A 20288-nucleotide genomic window follows, 5' to 3' on the forward strand; every position below is an offset into this window, starting at 1 on the left:
TGCAAATCCTCGAAGAGGGATTCGAAGACGCCACCGCCGTATTGGACTATCCGGACCGTTACCGGCGGCGCCTGCGCACAACCAATGGCATCGAACGGCTCAATGAGGAAATCCGCCGCAGAGAACGGGTGATCCGCATTTTTCCGAACCGGGAATCGGTGTATCGTCTCGTAGGCGCCGTGTTGATCGAAATGGACGAAAAATGGATATCGGCACGCAAATACCTGGATATGTCCGACTATTGGCAGTGGCGAAAAACGAAAGAGTTAGGCGTTCAAACGATGAACCAGGAAGTTTCGGCGATCAAGAAAGTGGGATAATGACTTTGTCGTGTCAAGGTGAACGTGGAATACCGGAGCGAAGCGAGGATATGCCGCGAAAGCTCCTTGACTCGCCTGTTCCTTGACAACATGATCATTTGTCCGGGAAGGCGACCGGCAGGGAGACTTTCCGGTCTTACCTACCATACGTCAAGTCATCAGGTCCATGTTTCTATCAAAGGAAAATTTACACAATAAAATGGACTTGACCAACTTAATCTCGTTTGGTAGTGAAAAGTATTGTCGAGTCAGTTCGTGAAGACCCAATAACGGGAAATGGAATCCTACACCTTTTATATGTGGATTCGTAGAATTTATTAGTTGATATATAATATATGCACATTTAATCGTATTAACATTTGTCATGGTAGTCGCTCCTATACCTCATAAAGTAATATATTTAATTATAACATGTCTATTTTAAATATTAACATTTCAAAGACTATTAGAATTTACTCTTGACAAATTTGATATATTCATTTAAATATTGTGGATTCAGTATTTAAGGGATGACTCAAAAGTGGTAATAATTAAAGTTTATGATTATATGGTTACAGTCTTAAGTAGTAGTGTAAATTTTAAATCCCTTGATTGACAAAAAAGCCATCGAGTGCAATCTACTAAAAGTGACAATCCAAACCATTAGTAGGAGGTGCAACTCGATGGCTTCCATTGATAAGTTACCTTGTTGGACTTGATTCGAAAAGTGGGCATGGAGGGGGATGTCGATTTCTTACGGGAAGGCCTGAAAGTACTGGCAGAAGCGTTGATGGATGCAGAGGTGAGTCAGCACATTGGTGTCGAACGTTTTGAACGCTGCGAAAACCGCAAGAATGATCGAAACGGATATCGGAACAGGGAATGGGACACATGGGTCGGAACGATTGGCCTTAAGATCCCCAAATGCAAAAAGGCAGTGATCTCCCCAGCCCTCTTGAACCGCGGCGACGGGCTGAAAAAGCATTGCTTTCCGTCTTCGCAGATGATGGTGTCTGCGATTGTACGCACCATTTTTGCACAGCCGACGCAAGCCGCCGCGAAACAACAACTGTCCCCTTGTGGTTCGCCAGCTGGAAGAACGGTTTCCCAAAGCGATGGAGGTACTGAAACAGGCCGAAGAAGACGTCTTAGCTTATATGGCGTTTCCTCGTGAGCATTGGAAACAAATCTGTTCGACAAACCCGTTGGAACGCCTGAACCGGGAGATTAGCCGCCGAATCGAATTGGTTGGTATATTCACTAACCGTGACTCGTTCATTCGTCTAGTGGGCGTCATTTGCAAGAGCAGCATGAGGAATGGACGGTGGGACGGCCTTACTTTAAAAAGGAGTCTATGGCAAAACTCACTGGCGGACAGAACTTTTTGGACCCAACATCCATCCTTCAAAAATGAATCTTGTCACTGAGTAGATGCACTTGATAAATTTAAACCACTTGACGGGACACTACCTTCTTGGATGTTGGTACTTCCATTTTTTCGGAGAAGGGTAAATTCGCTTTTAATATTTTGCCCGCACGCAACCAACGATAATTGTTTTTAATGATGGCATTTCATCCTTTAGACGTTCAACTATTGATTCTGGTGACCAAGTCCATCCAAGCTTATCCTCAATATCTTGAGCAATCCCTTCGTCCATTTTAAGTGATGTTTAGAATTGAGACTTTACTTGGCAGTTAGCGGATTGACATATAAAAAAATTGGGGATTTCGTCACTTTGTTTTGCGTAGGCTAAAAAAGGTCCACATAAAAATGCGGCTCATCAATACGGCCTATAATCACATAAAAATGATAAACTCCTCAACAACATAGTGGTAAGAATACCCAATCGATGATTAAAAAGGGCTGACCATACTTTATTGTTACCTATGGGTCAGCCCTTCTCATTGTTACGCATTCATCGGCCAGTCTTTATACTGCCGTTCGGCTTGTTCCATGAATTTGTTCGTCAAGAATTGCAATTGTTGGCCCGTAATTTTTTCCTTCATTAACACTTGCTTGACGGCTAATTTCACTTTAGAGTAGACATCCCGGCGATGAGGACTTATCCAGTCGACGGCTAATTGTTTCTTTAAGGCTTTGACCACCTTATGGATTAAATCCGCTAGAAACTCGTTTGAAAACACTTCCTGCTCCATAGCAGTGATCGCTTTGTAAAATTCAATTTCTTCTTCTGACAATCCCAAGTCGTGTCGCTTGTGAATTTCTTCTTTCATTTCTTTGCGCATGTTAATCATAACCCTGACCACATCGGCAGCCTGAATAACACGATTATGATAATCCCTTAACGTTTTCTCTAGAAGTTCGCTAAGCGCCTTTGACTGTGGGCTTCCTTGGCGAAATGTTACCTTAATTTGATCCTCGACAAGTTTTTTCAGCAACTTCAATCGCAAGTCTTCATGCTCTTTTTTTGTTAAATCCGCCAAGAAGGCATCGTCCAAAATGCTGATATCTGGGCGTTCAATTCCTGCTATTTGGAAAATGTCAACGGTTTCTTTTGCTAACAGACTGTTATCAATGAGTTCTGATAATCGCTCTTCTAATGTTTGATTTTCACTCGGTTTTTCAATTGGTGGCCGCAAATGTTTGCGAAGTTGCGCTTTCATCATTAAATAGAGCATGACTTCGTCGGCAAGTTCAAGTGCTTTCGGCAGATGTTTCACCAACTGATACGATTTTTCCAGTTTGGAGGCTGCCTGGATATATTCCTCGGGGTCTTGATTTAAAAGAGCGTTAACAAGGTCGGCGATGAAGTCCTCGCGCTCTATTTTTGGTTTCATCCGCCAGTTTTGCACATCGATCTCGCTTGGAATAAATCCTCTTACTGTCTTCAAATGATCCATGAAGATGTTAACGGCCTCTGAAATATCATAAGTAGGACTTCCCGTGCCGCCGCTTTGCGTATATTTATGAGTTGCTTCTTTCAGGGAAGTGGCAATGCCAATATAATCAACGACCACACCGCCTTCTTTTCCCGGAAACACACGGTTTACACGGGCAATGGCCTGCATCAGGTTATGGCCCTTCATGGGTTTGTCGACGTAAAGATAGGAAAGCGGTTTAGCGTCCATTCCTGTCAGCCACATATCGACGACAATGACAAATTTCAATGGATCTTCCGGATCACGAAGTTTGGCCTTCACTTCTTCCTGCTCTTTTTTCGATTTAATATGCGCATATTTGCTTCCCGGCTGAACTTCGCGCCACTCTTTAGGATCCTTTGATACATCCCCTGTCATGATCACTTCAACAGGAGGGCATTCCGGAATTTTCCTTAGATGATCATACAATTCCACCGCAATGCGCCGGCTCATGCAGACGATCATCGCTTTTTGAAACGGATTGGCGGCTTGGTTAAAATGTGATACGATATCGTTTGCTAAACGACGGAGACGTTTGGGAGTACCGACGACTTTTTCCAGAGCAGCCCATTTTCTTTTATAGTTCTCTGACTCTTCATCGTCTCCTCCAGCCTCTATGATAATTTCCTTGTATTTTTCATCAATATCCCCGGCGGATAAATCAAGCGGAATGAGGCGGCTCTCATAGTAGATTGGCAATGTCGCATTGTCCTCGACCGCCTGAGCCATATCGTAGCGGTGGATAATATGTCCGAAAATTTCTTCCGTATTGTTATCAACAAAATCGACCGGAGTTCCTGTAAATCCAATATAGGAAGCGTTTGGCAAAGCATAACGCAACTGAGCGGCAAATCCGCCCGCAAAACCGGCTTGGGTGCGGTGTGCTTCATCAGCAATCACAATAATGTTTCGTCTTTCCGATAAAACCGGATGCTGAGTTTCTCCTTCTTTTTTACGGAACTTTTCAATGGTGGAGAAAATAATTTGCCCCGCTTCCCCACTCAGTAATGTTCGCAATTGTTCGGTATTTTCCGCGTGATGCACATGGCCGATGTATGATTTTCCTTGCACAAATGTATCATGCAACTGTTCGTCTAAGTCATTACGATCCACTTGAATGACAATAGATGGGTTTTCCATTTCAGGATGGCGAGACAAAATTCCTGCGAAAAATAACATGCTTAGCGATTTGCCCGAACCCGTTGTATGATACATAACCCCGATTTTCCTGTCTCCGTCAGGCCGTGTCGCACGTATCGCTTCATTGACAGCGAAGTTCACGCCGAAAAACTGGTGATATTTCGCGCCAACTTTTGTAATTTTACTACCTTCCTCCAAAAAGACAATGAAATTACGAATATAGTTTAGTAGACGATCTTTCGGGAATAATCCTTCAATCAGTGTGCGCATCGTATTGGCGCGGTTGTTGTCGATATTTCGCCCATCAATCGATTTCCATGAGGCAAAGAAATCGTAATCGGCAAACGGCATCCCATGCTTAGTTTCCACGTTATCGGAAATAACAACAAAAGCGTTGTAGTTAAATAATTGCGAGATATCATACGTATAGTTTTGAATTTGGGTATATGCATCATAAACAGTCGCTTGCTCGTTGTTTGGATTTTTTAACTCAAATACAATTAGCGGTAAACCATTAATATATATAACGATATCTGGTCTACGGGACATGCGCCCTTCGATCGGCAATTGATTAACCACTAAAAAGTCATTGTTCTCCGGATGTTCCCAATCGATCGGGAAGACATGAGGTGTGTACGTTTCATCGTTTACCTCATAAGAAAACTCAAGTCCTTTCGTCAGCATTTGGTGAAAATGCATATTTCGGTTAATCAATTTTACACCATCTGGCGCCGTAAAGACTTGGGCAAGCCTTTTGATTTCTTGTTCCGGTATGGCCGGATAAACCTTCTTTAAGAAGGCTTCCAACCGACCATAAAGAACTACTTCATGAAGACTGTCACGCTCTCCGCGCTGAAACAATTCCTGCGCATGAAGATAGTCATAACCTAACCGCTTTAAACGTTCAATCGTCGTTTCTTCAAATTCCGTTTCACCTAGAGGTCTCGTTGCCATGCTGCTTGCACCTCCAGTCGAATCACTTTGTTTAAAGTACAACCTCCACTTGTTTTTGCGCTTGAGATACATCAATTTCACCAGACAAAAGGCGGGGTAGGAGGTAGTCTCTAATATTTGTTAATTCCTCTATTTCAATTAAATTACTTTCGATTAATTTGAATAGCATCTCACATTTTCGGGTGAACTCTTCTATATTTTTAGGTTTTAAAATTTTTAACTTTTTAAAGTTTGTTTTACTTACTTCTTTAAAAGTACTGCCGTTTGCAATGGACAATATTAAATCAATATTAGTTTTTAACCAAAAATATAATTGGTACATTGTAAATGTTTCATTTGGAATTAAAGTAATAAATCCTTGATTAGTACATGCTTCTTCTTTATTAATAGAAATTTCTCCTATCGTCGCTCGACTTGTCATCATTACGCAATAAGGTGGAAATAGTTTAGCCGAACTTTTTTCAAGACCAAGTTTAGTAATTTTCTTTGACGATTTTGAGATAAATAAAGATTTTTGAGTAGTTAAATCAGTGGGAGAGAACCAATTAATATCTCCATTCTCCCAATATTCCTTTACACTAGTCTTTGGTGTACCTCCTCCTAATACAGATACAGCCTCACCAATTTCAATACACTCCCACCCTTCAGGTATCATCCCTAATTCCGACTCCACAAACTCTCCGTCTTGAAACGGTCCAAAATCAACAAACCAGTGCTTGTAAAGCGTCATGGCCGTTTCTTCGAGGGTTTTGTTCATCTCTACATTGAGTTCAATTTTCTTATCAATACTGCCTAGAATGGATGAAATTCTTTTTTGCGTTTCAAGGTCAGGTATCGAAATTATTTGGTCCTCAAATTGTTGTTTATCTACCCTCTGTCGCCCCGATGTACCTACCATCAACCTTTCAGCATTTTCACGGAATGCCTTGTTAGTCGCAAGATAATACACAAAGTCTGTATCTGTGACACCCTCTTTACCGCGTAGTACGATAAACTCCGTTGAACCAAAACCTTTCCCATTTTTAAGGTTTTTCACCTGTGCAATTTTGCCATTCTCAAGGCAAGGTGTTATTCGCGCGAAAAGTATATCACCATTTTCAAATTTTGCTCCGCCAGACCTAAATTCTCTTTCTTCCTTTGCTTCTACTGGTTTATAAAATGGTTGAATAACATCCATACTTACAAACGGATATCTTTCACCCTTTATAAGTTTTACGGTAGGGTTTACCTCGACTAAGTCCCTTAATTTCCCTTCAATCCATTTTGTCACATCAATTCCTCCAAGTCTTTCCTAATCATCTCTTGAAGGCGGTTCGATTCTTCAAATTGTTCCAAGAGACGCTGTGTCAATTCAGCCATTTTTTCTTCAAACGGTACATCGTCTTCATCAGGTACTTCCGTCCCAACATAAATCCCCGGTGTTAATTTATAGTCATTGGCTCGTACTTCATCAATTGTTGCAACTTTACAGATTCCAACAACATCTTCGTATCCTTCTGCCCCTTCGTATTTGTAGGCACGATAAACGGCTGCGATTTTATCAATTTCCTCTTTAGACAGCGCTTTTTGCTTGCGGCTGACGAGCCTTCCCATTTTACGGGCATCGATAAACAAAATTTCATTTTTTCGCGCCCGATAGCCTTTTTTGCCATCACGGTTTTTGCTTAAAAAGAATAAGCAGCATGGAATGCCTGTTGTAAAAAACAGTTTCTCAGGTAATTGAACAATGCAGTCAATATATCCTTCATCCACTAATTTTTGACGAACCGCTTTCTCCTCTTTCACATTCGTCGTCATCGCTCCGTTTGCCATGACAAATCCTGCGGTGCCTGCATCGTTTAAATGGTATAGAAAGTGCTGCATCCACATATAGTTCGCATTGCTGTTTGTGACCGGCCCGATTAAGCGCGGGTCATTTTTCGATAAACGGTCTGCTCCCCAGTCTTTTTGGTTAAACGGCGGATTGGCAATCACGTAGTCGGCCTTCAAGTCTGGGAACTGATCATTTAACAGCGAATCACCCAAGCGAATTTCCGCGTTGATGCCATGCAATAAGACGTTCATTTTTCCAAGGCGCACGGTCGTTACCACATTTTCTTGCCCGTAAAACGAAAGCGCGTGTTTGTTTGGCGTATATTCTTCACTTTGGATAAACATCCCACCGCTGCCACACGCCGGATCAAACACGATCCCGCTTTTCGGCTCCAGCATGGCCACAAGCAGTTTTACAATGCTCGATGGCGTAAAGAATTCTCCGCCCCTGTTGCCTTCGGAAGCGGCAAAAGAACTGATGAAATACTCATAGGTACGGCCCAATATATCCACACTGTCATCCGTATTGGCGCTAAATACATCTCGGGAAAAGATTTCAATTAAACCTGCCACGTTTTCAGGCGGCAAGTTCGAACCTTGATAAATACGCGGCAAAATGCCCTCAAGTTCCGGGTTCTCCTCTTCAAGGCGCTTCATCGCATTATCGAGAATCTCTTTGATATTCGGCTGCTTGGCGTTTTTCATAATATAGGACCAACTGGCTTCTTCTGGCACGACAAAGACGTTTTCCGCCTTATATTGATCCGGATCGGTGATGATGACTTGCCGCATATCATCGTCTTCCGTATACCAATCGCTGCTTGGATCTTTCACGATTTGCTCTAATTCTTTTCGGCGCTTTTCGTACTTGTTAGAAAGGTAACGCAAAAAGATTAACGGAAGAACATAATGTTTATAATCAGCGGGAGCCACACTCCCGCGCATTTTATTGGCCGCCTCAAACAAATCCTTCTGAAAATCGATGTCTGCTTTTACAGTCATACTTTTTCCTCCTGCTACTTTTTCATGCTAGGTTTGTTGAAAAATAGTATGGACTTTGGGCTCTAAAGTATTCCAACTCTAATTATATAGTGTTTCAATACGCCTTAGAAACTCACATTATAACAACTCTTACCAGTATACATTCTAATTTAACGCAAATATATGGTTAGCAAATCCGCTATCTAATTCCAATATAGGGAGGTCTTTGTCCAGATTAAGGTTTCATCAACAATGGACTTCTTACAGTCTTGAAACAGAAAACAAATTCCATCCTTGCCGCTGAAAAAAATCTATTGGCTGGAAATAGTTTACATTCGAAACAAGGGTACTCGGCTTTAGCCAAATCCCTTGTTTGCCATGCTGACACCAAACGAACACTCTCCATGAAATCGTTTTTTGAATACCATAGATCCTAAACTAATCCCTCATCTACTACGTTCACCCAAAGTCCTCATCTTCTTAAACCATTTCTTAATTCAAGAAGAAGTTACTTTTTCAACGCTCATTCCCCCCGATTTGTCATTGGTCGGATATAATCCCCGACGCCAAATTTTTGATAAGCATCAAAGTATTTTTTCTTTCTCTCTTCATAAGCTTTGCGAATTAATTCATCTGCTTCTTCCAATTGTCTAATCATATCCTGTTGCTGCTCAATAGGAAGCAAAGGTAACTCAATGGAACGAATATCATTTGGAGTTAAAACTGTTGCAATGGATCCGCTTTGATGAGCTTCAAAATAGTATTGTCCAATCGGACTTTCTAAGAAACGTTTGACATAGGCTGGATCAACTTCTTCCTTCGAATGGAGGCGAATGATAATAAACATATTCGAAACTAAAATCGTACCGTCGTATTCCGGAACAATGGCAATCTTCTGTTGGGTACCCCTGCTTGAGACTAAAATGTCCCCCGGCTGTGCGGCAACGCGCTGTACATCTCTTGTTTGAATCATGAATTGATCAATGGTTTCAAATCGTATTTCTCCGTTTTCGATATCCCGTATTTGAATAACCGGGAATAACTCCCCGTCTGCACTTTCGACTTGTCTACGGGTTGGAAGATTCACACCGCGGATGACCTCCGCAATGTCCCCGATCTGCACAAGGTTTTCCGCTTCAACTTCGTATTTCTTCCTATTAAAAACAATCTTGCCGAATTCTGTTTCCAGTTCCACATGAATTAAGTAGAGAGATGGGTTTAAGTCCCAATTGTTTTCGGCAATTTCATCTATAGTAACAATCCGTGAGTATTTTTCTTCATTTTCATATACCTCGAGCGTTTCAATGATTTTCTGGACATGTTTTGCGGTCAAGTAGTTTTGTGTTCTCGTTCGCTCATAACCCCCTTCGGCATTAATGAATTGCACTTTGCCTTTTTTGTGGCTTGGTTTATGTTTATTCAATAAAAGAAGCGCCACCTGAATACCTGTTCCGCTAAATAAATTGCTTGGAAGGGACACAATGCTTTCGATGACATCGTCTTTTAATAAGATGGAGCGGATTTTTCTTTCTGCCGCACCTCTGACCAGTGTTCCAAAGGGAACGATTAATGCCGCTTTTCCTTCCCGATTTAAAGAAGCCAATGCATGTAATATAAAGGAATAATCTCCTTGCGATTTTGATGGAAGATCATATAGTTCAAATCGATGATAAGGGTCATTGACGGCAAACTCATATCCCCAATCTCTTAAACCGAATGGGAAATTCATCATAATAAAGTCAAATTGCATCAAACGACCATTTTCAAGCCATTTCGGGTCACGTATGGTATCCCCTAATTTTATATCTCCCCGTTCGGGCAAGATGTGATTGACAAACAAATTCAGCTTGCCAATAACAAATAACTCTTCGTTAATCTCTTGACCATAAACAGTAATATCTTTTCCTTTGCTTTTGGCGTATCGGTAAGCATCAACCAGTAAATTTGCAATTCCAGCGGATCCGTCATATACGGATCCCGTGGTTGGCTTTAATGCTTGAATCATAAGCTGTGAAAGGCCATCCGGTGTGAAGTCATAACCCTTTGAAGGTGCAAGCAGCTCTTTTATTAATGCTTCAAAAAAAACTGCCGCAGCCTCGTTATTTTGATATTCCGTTTTCGTTAATCCATAGCGTTCAAGCAGGACCACTAATTTATAAAGAGTGGTTTCCTCAATTTTCTTAAATGTATCGTTAAGAAACACGCCAGAGAGTGAAGGCTCTATACTTTCAAGCATACGATATAAAGATTGGAGGGTTTCTTTTACATTTCCACGTCGATTTTTAAGTTCTTCCCTTGTTATGATGTTTGTGAGATTCTCACCATATTTTTCATTCTCCATGGCAAAAAACAGAGTATGCAGCTTTAATAACTCTACTGTTAATCCTTTTTCCGCTTCAATTTCTTTTTTACCAAATTGATTTTCTAACTCTTGAATAAATAACAACGCTTTGTCACGACTCATCGATTTACCTCCCAATTTTTAAATAAAGTATTTTTAATACCTTTTGGTTTTAAAGCCAAAAAGAACCATTCTTAAGCAATAATCCCATTGTCACAAGGATTATCCTTATAGACATAACTTCTTACTAAAGTAACTTATGGGTGATCATTTCTGTGTTTTTAATATATCATATAACGAAATTTTTGTAAAGGGTATTTTGGATTCTTTTTATGATAAATCCTAATCCCTTTACATCATTAATTATGCTGCGATAAACTTAGTAGGATTTTATTCCCCCTGATATATTGTTTTGCACCGTCTCAGCTATTTGGAGCGTATGTCGTCAAATCCAACGTCTAATATTTTAATCCCCTTTTGGGCTTTGTCACCGTCCCCCTCAACAACTTTCTCCATCAGAAACTTTACCGTCTCCATATCGGAGCCATCTGATTCTTGATATCCAAACCATATCAAAAGTTCCTTCACGGATGTCATTGGTCAAAATCCGACCATGGGAGAGCTGATTTTATTTCTTGCCACATTTTTCAACCAGCGCGTCATCAGGTTTTTGCATGAACGGAAGCGTATGGCACCGATGAATGGAATGCTGTTTGTACAGCGCCGACAAGGGTGAATAGACCATTTTAGTGCGCTTTGCTTCGCTATTTTATTGACTATTGGTAAAATTGTTTTAAAAAGACGAAAAAGGGGGGCGTGGTATGGATCAAAGCCGGGAAAGAATGAGAGAAGCGTTGGAGGAATCCGAAGAATGGCCGGAGCCGATGGAAGAACTCATCAAAAAGAAAAACCGATTTCTCGTCCGAATCACGCTTGGTTTTCTTGGTGTTTATTTCGCCTTACCTCTTGGCATCCTCTTTTTTCCGAACGGGATGGCCTTAGAAGTCTTTCATCATTCTACGGTCGCTTGGGCCATGGCCTTTTTTCAATTCGTCGTGATTTGGGGATTGGGGAGTCTCTATTATTTTAAGGCCAAACGCTTCGATCAACGGATGGAAAAAGCCGCGCCTTGGAGGCGGAAAACGTGAACCTGACCTACTTTTTGTTCTTTTTAGCTATTTTGTTCGGCACTTTAATCATTACCTATTGGGCTTCGCAACGGGAAAAAACCACCCGGCAATTTTACGTGATGTCGAGCGGCCTGACGGGAATGCAAAACGGGTTGGCGATCGCCGGCGACTTCATCAGCGCGGCGTCCTTTTTGGGCGTCACCGGTTCCATCGCTTTAAACGGGTTCGACGGATTCATCTACGCCCTCGGCTTCCTCGGTTCCTTTTTGCCGCTGTTCTTTCTGATCGCGGAACCGGTTCGGAATCTCGGCCAGTACACCATCGGCGACGTGATCTACTTCCGATTTCCGGAGGCCCGCATCCGCCTGTTGACATCGATGAGCACCATGCTTGTTTCGATGTTATACATGATTCCGCAACTCGTCGCGGCCGGCCTCGTCATCCGGTTCTTGCTCCACGTGCCATACCATTTGAGCGTCCTCATCATCGGGACGCTGATGGTGATTTATGTCGTCTTCGGCGGCATGATGGCGACGTCTTGGATTCAAATCGTCAAAACCATCCTGCTCTTATCCGGTGCCTTTCTCATGGTGCTGATCCTCCTTTCCCGCTTTCATTGGAACGTCTTGGCCATTGTTGAGCAAATTCCCGAAAAAAGCCCTTTGTCCGACCGCTTCTTTCGGCCCGGACAATTATTCGCTCACCCGGTCGACGCCCTATCGCTTCATTTGAGTTTGATCGCGGGCACCGCCGCTTTGCCGCATATCCTCGTCCGGTTTTACACCGTCAAGGATCGGCTGGCCGTGCGGCAATCCGTCCTCGCTTCGATCTGGCTGATCGGGCTTTTTTATCTCATGACGCTCATTTTGGGCTTCGGCGTCGTCTTGCTCGTCGGTACCAGCCCGCTCGTCGCCATGGATCCGAGCGGAAATCTCGCCGCGCCGCTGTTGGCCGATGCGCTCGGCGGAGACTTCTTCGCGGCCTTCATATCCGCCGTCGCCTTCGCCACCGTCTTGGCCGTTGTCACCGGACTGGTCGTGACCGCGACCACTTCGTTTGCCCACGACATTTACAATCACTTTCTGAAAAAGGGAAAAGCGACGGAACCGCAGCAATTGAAGGCGGCGAAAATGGCCGCGCTCATCATCGGCACTTTCGCGATCGGATTGTCTTTATGCATGCAAAATATGAACGCCACGTTCTTGGTGTCTTTAACGTTTTCCGTCGCTGCCGCCATGCACTTGCCGCTTCTCATCTTGACCCTTTATTGGAAACGCTTTAATAGCACTGGGGCGGTCTCGGGGATGATCGCCGGTTTCGCCGCGTCCTTCATTTGCGTTCTGTTGGGGCCCGCGGTGATGGATCCCGATCACGGCCTCATCCCCCACCCAGCGATCGTGCCTTTGGAATATCCCGGCATCCTTTCGATACCGGCGGCTTTTCTCGCCGCCGCAGCGGGCGCGTGGCTTTCCAAGCCCCATTCGGATGACGCTCGCTTTCGCTTGCTCCGATTCCAAAGCCATACCGGAATCCGCTTGGAACCAAAAGATTTTTAAGATCGGTAGGACGTGAGGCGAGGCATGGAAAAACTGACCCTCATCTTGTTCGAAAGAATCGGTTTGCTTCTGTTGTTGGCGCTGGCCATTACAAGAATTCCGGCCTTTAAAAATGTCGTCGAGCGAGACATCAAAGGAAAAAAGTTTTTTTATCATTCCGCTTTTTTCGGGGGATTCGGGATCGCGGCGACGCAGGCGGGCGTGATTTTATCAAACGGAGAAATCCAGACGCATTTATGGACGTCTTCCGTGCCGGATGGGGCGATGCTTGTCAGTGCAAACCTCGTCGCCACGGCCATCGCGGGACTGTTCGGCGGCCCGAAGGTTGGCGTCGGCTCCGGACTGATCGTGATGGTTTATACCTTTTCCCTAGGCGGGGATGGCGCCTTGGCCAACGCCGTCGTCCACCCCATCGCCGGGTTGATCGTCGGTTCCACCGCCCGCTTTTTTTCAAAGGAACGGGTGATTGCGCCGGAAAAAGCGTTATTCATCGGCATGTTTACCCCGATTTTGAACATGTGCCTTTTATTGATGTTCACCCGTCGGCCGGAACATACCATTCAACTGGTGAACACGATCGGGATTCCGTCGGTGATTGTGGACAGCATCGCCATCGCCGTGTTTACCGCGGTGATCCATTTGGTTTTAAGGGAAAAAGAACAAGAAGCCGCATGGGCGACGGCGCGGGCACTAAAGATCGTGGATGCGGCGCTGCCGTTTCTCAAGCAGGCCTTCCACCCGAAGTCGGCCGCAAGCCTTGCCGAACTTTTGTTGAAGGAATTGGATGTCGCCGCCGTCGCGCTGACAGATCGCCATGAAGTGCTCGCCCATGTGGGGGACGGTTCCGATCACCACATGCCGGGGCAACCGATCCAGGCCGTCCTTTCAAAGAAAGCCATTGAATCGGGCGAGATGCAGGTGGCGTATCAACGCGAAGACATCCGTTGCCGGGATGCGCGCTGCCCGCTGCAAGCGGCCATCATTGTCCCGCTCCTCCAATCCGCTGAAGTTCGCGGACTTATAAAAATATATTTTAAACGGGCCCAACACATCCGAAAGGTGGAACTGGCTTTGGCTAAAGGGCTCGGCCGGCTGCTTTCCAACCAATTAGACGTGTTGGCTGTCGAAAAAATGAAACACCTGATTCATGAGGCGGAGCTTCGAAATTTGCAGGCGCAAATCAACCCGCATTTTCTGTTTAACACTTTGCATTCCATCGATACGCTCGTAAGGATCGATCCGGACAAAGCGAGACACTTGATCGTTCAACTCAGCACCTTTATGCGCTTTAATTTGAAACTGACGGCCTTGCCGCTCATTCCTTTAAAAAAGGAGATCGAACACGTCAAAGCTTACGCGGAAATCGTTCAAGCGCGTTTTCCCGATCGGCTGGACATTCAGATTCGCGTTCCGGAAAAAGTGGATGAAGCCGTGATCCCGCCTTTTACGATTCAACCGCTTGTCGAAAACAGCCTCGTCCACGGCTTGAAAAACGTGGAAAACGGCGGCAGGATTGATGTCGATATTGCGGAACAAGCGAACGGCTTTCTCGTCAATGTAACGGATAACGGCCAGGGGCTTCCCCGGGAGCATTTGGACCGGCTCGGCAAGGAACCGCTGGCCGGCGAAAACGGGAACGGGACCGGGCTTTATAATGTCAACCAAAGATTGATCACGGTGTTGGGCGAAGGCGCACGGCTTTCCTTCACCAATCTCGAAGCAGGCGGATGCCGCGTTTCTTTCCGATTGCCAAAGGCGGTGAAAAAGGGGGAAGAGGAAAATGAAATTCAAGGCGTTAATCGCGGAAGACGAACGGCTCGCCCGTGAAGAATTGGCCTATCAGCTTCAGCGGGAAAAAGATATCATCCTGTGTCCTTCCGCGGAAAATGGTAGACAGCTTTTGGAATGGAACGAAAAATATGAACCGGACGTCATTTTTCTGGACGTCGAAATGCCCGTCCTGTCCGGCATCGAAGCGGCCAGAAAAATCGTCGAGCAACGTCGGAAAACAAACAAGCCCAAGCCGCTCTTTGTCTTTATTACCGCCTACGAGGAATATGCGGTGGAAGCCTTCGGGATCGAAGCCGTCGATTATTTACTGAAACCTTACGGCGTCGAGCGATTGCGGGAGACGTTGGGCCGGATTCGGAGCCGGCTCAATGAACCACCGCAACCTATGCACGGCGCGAAACTATTGATCGAAGACGGGGAAAAAATGGTCGTTTTGCACCCCGGAGAGATTTACTATGCCGCAAAGATCGACCGCTGGATTGAAATTTATACAAAAAATGAACGCATCCAAACGAAAATGACGTTGCAGAAATTGGAAAAAAAACTGTCCGGCTACCCCTTTTTGCGCACGCATCGCAGCTATTTGGTCAACCTCGATTATATTCAGGAAATCGTGCCGTGGTTTAATGGGGCTTACAATTTGATACTCAAAGGAAAAAAGGAAGTGAAAATTCCGGTGAGCCGGGCGGCCGCCAAGAAATTGTTTGAGCGCCTGCAAAACGTCTGACATTCCGCCCTTCTTCCTCGCGTTTGCGCGGAGGATATTTTTGTTTTTTGCAAGTTTTCACGCCGTTCGCGATGATTTTTCTGCATTTTAGGCACGATTCTGAACAATTGAAGCCCGGGTTATTCACATGAGGTTAATCCTTTATATATTTATATTTAGGAAGCGCTTTCATCATCCGTTTTTATCTCTCGGAAAGGGGTGGGAAAATGACTGTTGATGACCAACACCTTGACACGTTATTGAAGGAAAATCGCCGGTTCAGTCCCCCTGAAGCCTTTAAGGCGCAAGCCAATTTCAACGATCCGGCGATCTATGAAGAAGCGGCCAAAGATCCGGTCGCTTTTTGGGCGAAGCAAGCGGAGCATATTTCATGGTTCGAGCCGTATCAGGAGGTGCTCCAATGGGAGCCGCCCCATGCGAAGTGGTTTATCGGCGGAAAATTGAACGCGGCTTATAACTGTGTCGATCGCCATCGCGAAGGGGCGCGGAAAAACAAAGCGGCGATCATTTGGGAAGGCGAAAACGGCGGCAGCAAGGTTTACACCTATGACATGTTGGGCCGGGAAGTCGACAAAGCGGCCCATATGTTGAAAAGGCTCGGGGTCAAAAAAGGCGACCGGGTGGCCATTTATTTGCCGATGGTGCCGGAACTCCCGATCACCATGCTCGCCTGCGCCAAAATCGGCGCCATTCATACGGTTGTCTTCGCCGGCTTCTCGGCCAAATCCTTACGCGACCGGATTGAAGATGCCCAAGCCAAGCTGCTCGTCACCGCCGATGCCAGCTGGAGGCGGGGCAGCCAAGTTCCGTTGAAGGCCTATGCCGATGAAGCGGTGGACGGCACCACCGTCGAACAAGTCCTCGTCGTAAGAGTCGTCGGCGATTCGGCGGATTATTCCATGACCGCCGGCCGGGATTTGTATTGGGAAGATGAAATGGGGAAATCCCCCACCACGCCTTTTGCGCCTGAGAAAATGGATGCCGAAGACATTCTCTATGTGTTATATACGTCCGGCACGACCGGCAAACCCAAAGGGATCGTGCACACGACCGGCGGCTATATGGTCGGCGTGAACACGTCGTTGCGCAGCGTTTTTGACATAAAGGACAGCGATGTGTTCTGGTGCACCGCCGATATCGGATGGGTGACCGGCCATACGTACGTCGTTTACGGGCCGCTTTCGACCGGCGCCACGGTCGTCATGTATGAAGGTGCACCGGATTATCCGGACCGCGACCGCTTTTGGGAAATCATCGAAAAATACGGCGTTACCATCTTTTATACGGCGCCCACCTCCATTCGCACCTTCATGAAATGGGGGCCGGAACACGTTCAAAAGCACGATTTGAGTTCCCTACGCTTGCTCGGGTCAGTCGGCGAACCGATCAACCCGGAGGCTTGGATGTGGTACCACAAATATATCGGCGGCGAAAAGGCGCCGATCGTCGACACGTGGTGGCAAACCGAAACGGGTTGCATTTTGATTTCACCGCTTCCGGGCATTACGACGACCAAACCGGGTTCCGTGACGAAACCCCTCCCCGGCATCATCGCCGACGTCGTCGATGAAAATGGCCAATCGGTCCCACCGGGGGGCGGCGGTATCCTCGTCATCAAACACCCCTGGCCGTCCATGTTAAGGACAATATGGGGCGACGACGAGCGCTTCCGCAAAACTTACTTCGGCCAATTCCCCAATTGGTATGTGCCGGGTGACGGAGCACACAAAGACGAAGACGGTTATATGTGGATCCTCGGCCGCCTCGACGACGTCATCAATGTCTCCGGACACCGAATCGGTACATCGGAAGTGGAAAGCGCCTTGGTCAGCCATCCGGCCGTCGCGGAAGCCGCCGTCATCGGCCGGTCGGATGAGATCAAAGGGCAAGCGATTACCGCCTTTGTCACATTGAAAGAAGGATACGAAGGCTCCGATGAACTCGTTGCGGAACTAAAGCAAACCGTGGTGGAAGAAATCGGCAAAATCGCCCGCCCGGAAGAAATCATTTTCACGGCTGAACTTCCGAAAACGCGCAGCGGCAAAATCATGCGCCGTTTGCTTCGCGATATCGCCGAAGGCCGGGTGTTGGGCGACACGACGACCCTTGCCGATCCGAGCGTCATCGAGGAATTGAAGAAACTCAGCCATTATGCCTCATGATCGATCCTTGTCGATCGAAAGACAGATCAACGCGTGATGAAATGGAACGGTTCTCAATTTCATTAAAGGGGTGTTTTGAATGGCTCAAGAAATCAAGATTGCCGATCCGGGCCCGCTCGGCCTCGCCGGATTCGGCATTACCACTTGCATCTTAAGCTTGATCAACGCCGGAGTTTTGGAAGCCGGCGCCATGGGCGTCGTTTTGGGTTTGGCCTTGGCCTATGGCGGAGGCGCCCAGCTCTTGGCCGGCATGTGGGAATTCCGGAAAGGCAATACCTTCGGCGCGACGGCCTTTTCGTCCTACGGCGCTTTCTGGATTTCGTTCTATTTTATCATTAAAGCGGAACCGACGGCCGGCGTCGCCTGGTATCTCTTATTCTTCGGCATTCTCACTTTCTATCTGTGGATCGGCAGTTTCTATTTGAATAAAGCGTTGTTCTTTGTTTTTCTCACCTTGTGGATTACGTTCCTTTTGCTCGCCATCGGAGACTTCGGCGCCTCCGGCTTCACCAAAATCGGCGGTTGGGTCGGCGAACTTTGCGGTCTCCTCGCCCTTTATACTTCCGCCGCCGTTGTCATCAACGCGACGGCCGGAAAAACCGTCCTTCCCGTCGGCAATCCCATCAAGGAAACCCAAGTTTCGAAAGCCGCTTAATGCCAACGGTTTAAGGCCTTTAAGCCAATCCATCATCCGGACCCTTCATGGATAGAGGTCCGGATTTTTTCGTTTTATCGCCCACGACATCCGATGCCCGCACAAAGAAAAGAGCGATGGCCTGCTCTCCATCGCTCTTCTCTTTGAGGCGTCGACGATGAAACCTTCGCGGATCAATTGCCGGCACGATTGGAGCCGTCATTGCCGGGATGATAGCCATGGCCCGGATAGTAACCGCCGTGGCCATGATGATAGCCATGGCCCGGATAATAGCCCGCCATGGCCGGGATGGTAACCATGGCCCGGATAGTAACCGCCGTGACCAGGATGATAGCCATGGCCCGGATGATACCCCCCATGGCCGGGATGGTAACCATGGCCCGGATGATAACCGTCGTGGCCAGGATGAGTCCCATGACCCGGATGATAGCCCCCGTGGTCGTGATGTGCCCCATGTTCCGGCTGACCATGATATTGCCGATCCGTATCTTTATCCATTCCCATACCCCTCCCTTTTTTAATACAACATAGTATATGTGTCCAATTTTTAAAGGGGTATGGTTGATGGCCTATTTGCGAGCGGGGTAAATGGGGCTCGGCACATGAGAATGTCACGGGGTTTTATAGGTTAATTGAATAATTCTGCAAATATTTTCCACAGCTTCCGCCAAATTCTGTTTTCCATCTTTTAGCGCTTGATCCAATGGGGAGGCTTCTTTCAGGATGCCGATCATCGCGGTAAAACCGTGTTCATATAATTTCCACGCATCCTTGCCGATTCGGCCGGCAAAAGCAATAACCGGAATATTTAATGCTTTGGCGCGCACGGCAATGCCGTACGGCGTTTTTCCGTATAGCGTTTGCCCGTCGATGCTGCCTTCCCCGGTAAAAATGAAATCCGCGCCTTTCATCTTTTCCGTCAAATGCGTGTATTCAATGACGGTATCCACGCCTTGTTTGAACTCGGCGTTCAAAAAAGCGATCAAAGCGGCACCGATCCCGCCGGCCGCCCCGGCGCCGGGCGCATGAGCGACATCCTTCCCCGTCGTCTCATAAACGATTTTGGCGTAGTGCGTCAAATTCTCATCCAAAAGTTTAACCTGCTCTTCCGTTGCGCCTTTTTGCGGCCCAAAAACATAGGAAGCCCCATTTTTTCCAATGAGCGGATTGGTGACATCGCAAATTGCTTCGATGTGAACCGATCGGATGCGCGGATCGAGCCCATCGGCATCAATGGTTGCGAGCCGGTCGAGCGCTCCGCCGCCGAAAGGCAGTTCCTTGCCCTGCACATCTTTAAAAGAGACGCCAAGCGCTTGCAAGAGTCCGACACCGCCGTCGTTCGTGACGCTGCCCCCGAGGCCGATTAAAATTCTTTTCACGTTCAAACCGAGCGCCTCTTTGATTAACTCACCGGTGCCATAAGAGGTCGTATGAAGGGGATCCCGCTCCTCTTTGCGCAGAAGATGAATGCCGCTTGCGCTCGCGACCTCTAGGACAGCGGTTTCGCCGTCACCAAGGAGTCCGTACTCCGTCGTCACCTTTTTGCCCAACGGACCGGTCACTTCCGTTCGGATGATCCGCCCGTTGGTGGCTTCGACCAACGATGCCACGGTTCCTTCTCCGCCGTCGGCCATCGGAACGAGGACGCATTCCGCCTCCGGGAATACTTTTCTGATCCCCGCTTCCATCGCTGCGGCGGCTTCTTTTGCCGTCATGCTTTCTTTAAAAGAATCGGGTGCCAAAACAAATTTCATAAGATCTGTCCTTCTGAATGAGATTCGATCTTTTTCTTTAAAAGAGGGGAACCGCAAACCGCCTTCCCCTCTTATATTTCACCATATGCTCCAGCTGTTTGTTAAA

The 20288-nt window shown here is 46.6% G+C and carries 13 protein-coding genes and 2 pseudogenes; 9 read left to right on the forward strand and 6 right to left on the reverse strand.

Annotated elements, in window-relative coordinates; translation table 11 throughout:
* The 3 genes and pseudogenes from CCB157_RS04640 to CCB157_RS17965 all read left to right on the forward strand — a co-directional run.
* On the forward strand, positions 1–320 hold a 320-nt coding region (locus tag CCB157_RS04640), incomplete at its 5' end, for a transposase (RefSeq protein ID WP_193432254.1).
* A 769-nt stretch (positions 321–1089) separates the two neighbouring features.
* A pseudogene (locus CCB157_RS17960) lies at positions 1090–1203 on the forward strand (transposase); the annotation flags it as partial.
* Positions 1204–1299: 96 nt separating this feature from the next.
* Positions 1300–1713: pseudogene (locus tag CCB157_RS17965) on the forward strand (transposase); the annotation flags it as partial.
* Between the two features lie 494 nt (positions 1714–2207).
* Here CCB157_RS17965 and CCB157_RS04650 read toward each other — a convergent pair.
* From CCB157_RS04650 to CCB157_RS04665, 4 genes are all read right to left on the reverse strand, one after another.
* Positions 2208–5273, reverse strand: a complete 3066-nt coding sequence (locus CCB157_RS04650; protein ID WP_077614761.1) for a type I restriction endonuclease subunit R — start codon at positions 5271–5273, stop codon at positions 2208–2210.
* A gap of 31 nt (positions 5274–5304) precedes the next feature.
* Positions 5305–6543, reverse strand: coding sequence for a restriction endonuclease subunit S (locus CCB157_RS04655; RefSeq protein ID WP_077614762.1), 1239 nt, complete (start codon positions 6541–6543; stop codon positions 5305–5307).
* Positions 6540–8087 (reverse strand): type I restriction-modification system subunit M, encoded by a 1548-nt coding sequence (locus CCB157_RS04660; RefSeq protein WP_077614763.1) that lies wholly within the window; start codon positions 8085–8087, stop codon positions 6540–6542. The genes CCB157_RS04655 and CCB157_RS04660 overlap by 4 nt, the downstream gene beginning before the upstream one ends.
* Before the next feature lie 502 nt (positions 8088–8589).
* The gene (locus tag CCB157_RS04665; RefSeq protein WP_077614764.1) at positions 8590–10530 is read right to left on the reverse strand and encodes an N-6 DNA methylase; all 1941 of its coding nucleotides are present in this window, start codon (positions 10528–10530) and stop codon (positions 8590–8592) included.
* 698 nt (positions 10531–11228) lie between these two features.
* Between CCB157_RS04665 and CCB157_RS04670 the strand changes: the two genes are divergently transcribed.
* The 6 genes from CCB157_RS04670 (at position 11229) to CCB157_RS04695 (ending at position 18428) form a co-directional block, all read left to right on the forward strand.
* Positions 11229–11555 (forward strand): DUF485 domain-containing protein, encoded by a 327-nt coding sequence (locus CCB157_RS04670; RefSeq protein WP_077614765.1) that lies wholly within the window; start codon positions 11229–11231, stop codon positions 11553–11555.
* Complete coding sequence (locus tag CCB157_RS04675; protein ID WP_238594593.1) at positions 11552–13093, forward strand: solute symporter family protein; 1542 nt, start codon at positions 11552–11554, stop codon at positions 13091–13093. The genes CCB157_RS04670 and CCB157_RS04675 overlap by 4 nt, the downstream gene beginning before the upstream one ends.
* A gap of 24 nt (positions 13094–13117) precedes the next feature.
* Positions 13118–14920 carry a LytS/YhcK type 5TM receptor domain-containing protein gene (locus CCB157_RS04680; protein WP_077614767.1) on the forward strand — a complete coding sequence of 601 codons (1803 nt, stop codon included), beginning with the start codon at positions 13118–13120 and terminating at the stop codon, positions 14918–14920.
* A complete protein-coding gene (locus CCB157_RS04685; protein ID WP_077614768.1) occupies positions 14874–15611 on the forward strand; it encodes a LytR/AlgR family response regulator transcription factor in 738 nt (245 codons plus the stop codon). Before CCB157_RS04680 ends, CCB157_RS04685 begins: the two co-directional genes overlap by 47 nt.
* 206 nt (positions 15612–15817) lie before the next feature.
* Entirely contained in the window at positions 15818–17773 is a 1956-nt protein-coding gene (gene acs / locus CCB157_RS04690) for an acetate--CoA ligase (RefSeq protein ID WP_077614769.1), read from the forward strand.
* Positions 17774–17852: 79 nt separating this feature from the next.
* On the forward strand, positions 17853–18428 hold the full coding sequence (locus tag CCB157_RS04695; RefSeq protein WP_077614770.1) for an acetate uptake transporter: 576 nt from the start codon (positions 17853–17855) through the stop codon (positions 18426–18428).
* Between the two features lie 173 nt (positions 18429–18601).
* On the opposite strand, the gene CCB157_RS04700 is transcribed toward CCB157_RS04695, so the two are convergent.
* Positions 18602–18844 carry a hypothetical protein gene (locus CCB157_RS04700; protein ID WP_238594594.1) on the reverse strand — a complete coding sequence of 81 codons (243 nt, stop codon included), beginning with the start codon at positions 18842–18844 and terminating at the stop codon, positions 18602–18604.
* A gap of 195 nt (positions 18845–19039) precedes the next feature.
* Complete coding sequence (locus CCB157_RS04705; protein WP_077614771.1) at positions 19040–20182, reverse strand: glycerate kinase family protein; 1143 nt, start codon at positions 20180–20182, stop codon at positions 19040–19042.
* Between the last annotated feature and the right edge of the window lie 106 nt (positions 20183–20288).

The organism is Caenibacillus caldisaponilyticus, from assembly GCF_002003465.1.
Classification (GTDB): domain Bacteria; phylum Bacillota; class Bacilli; order Bacillales; family Sporolactobacillaceae; genus Caenibacillus; species Caenibacillus caldisaponilyticus.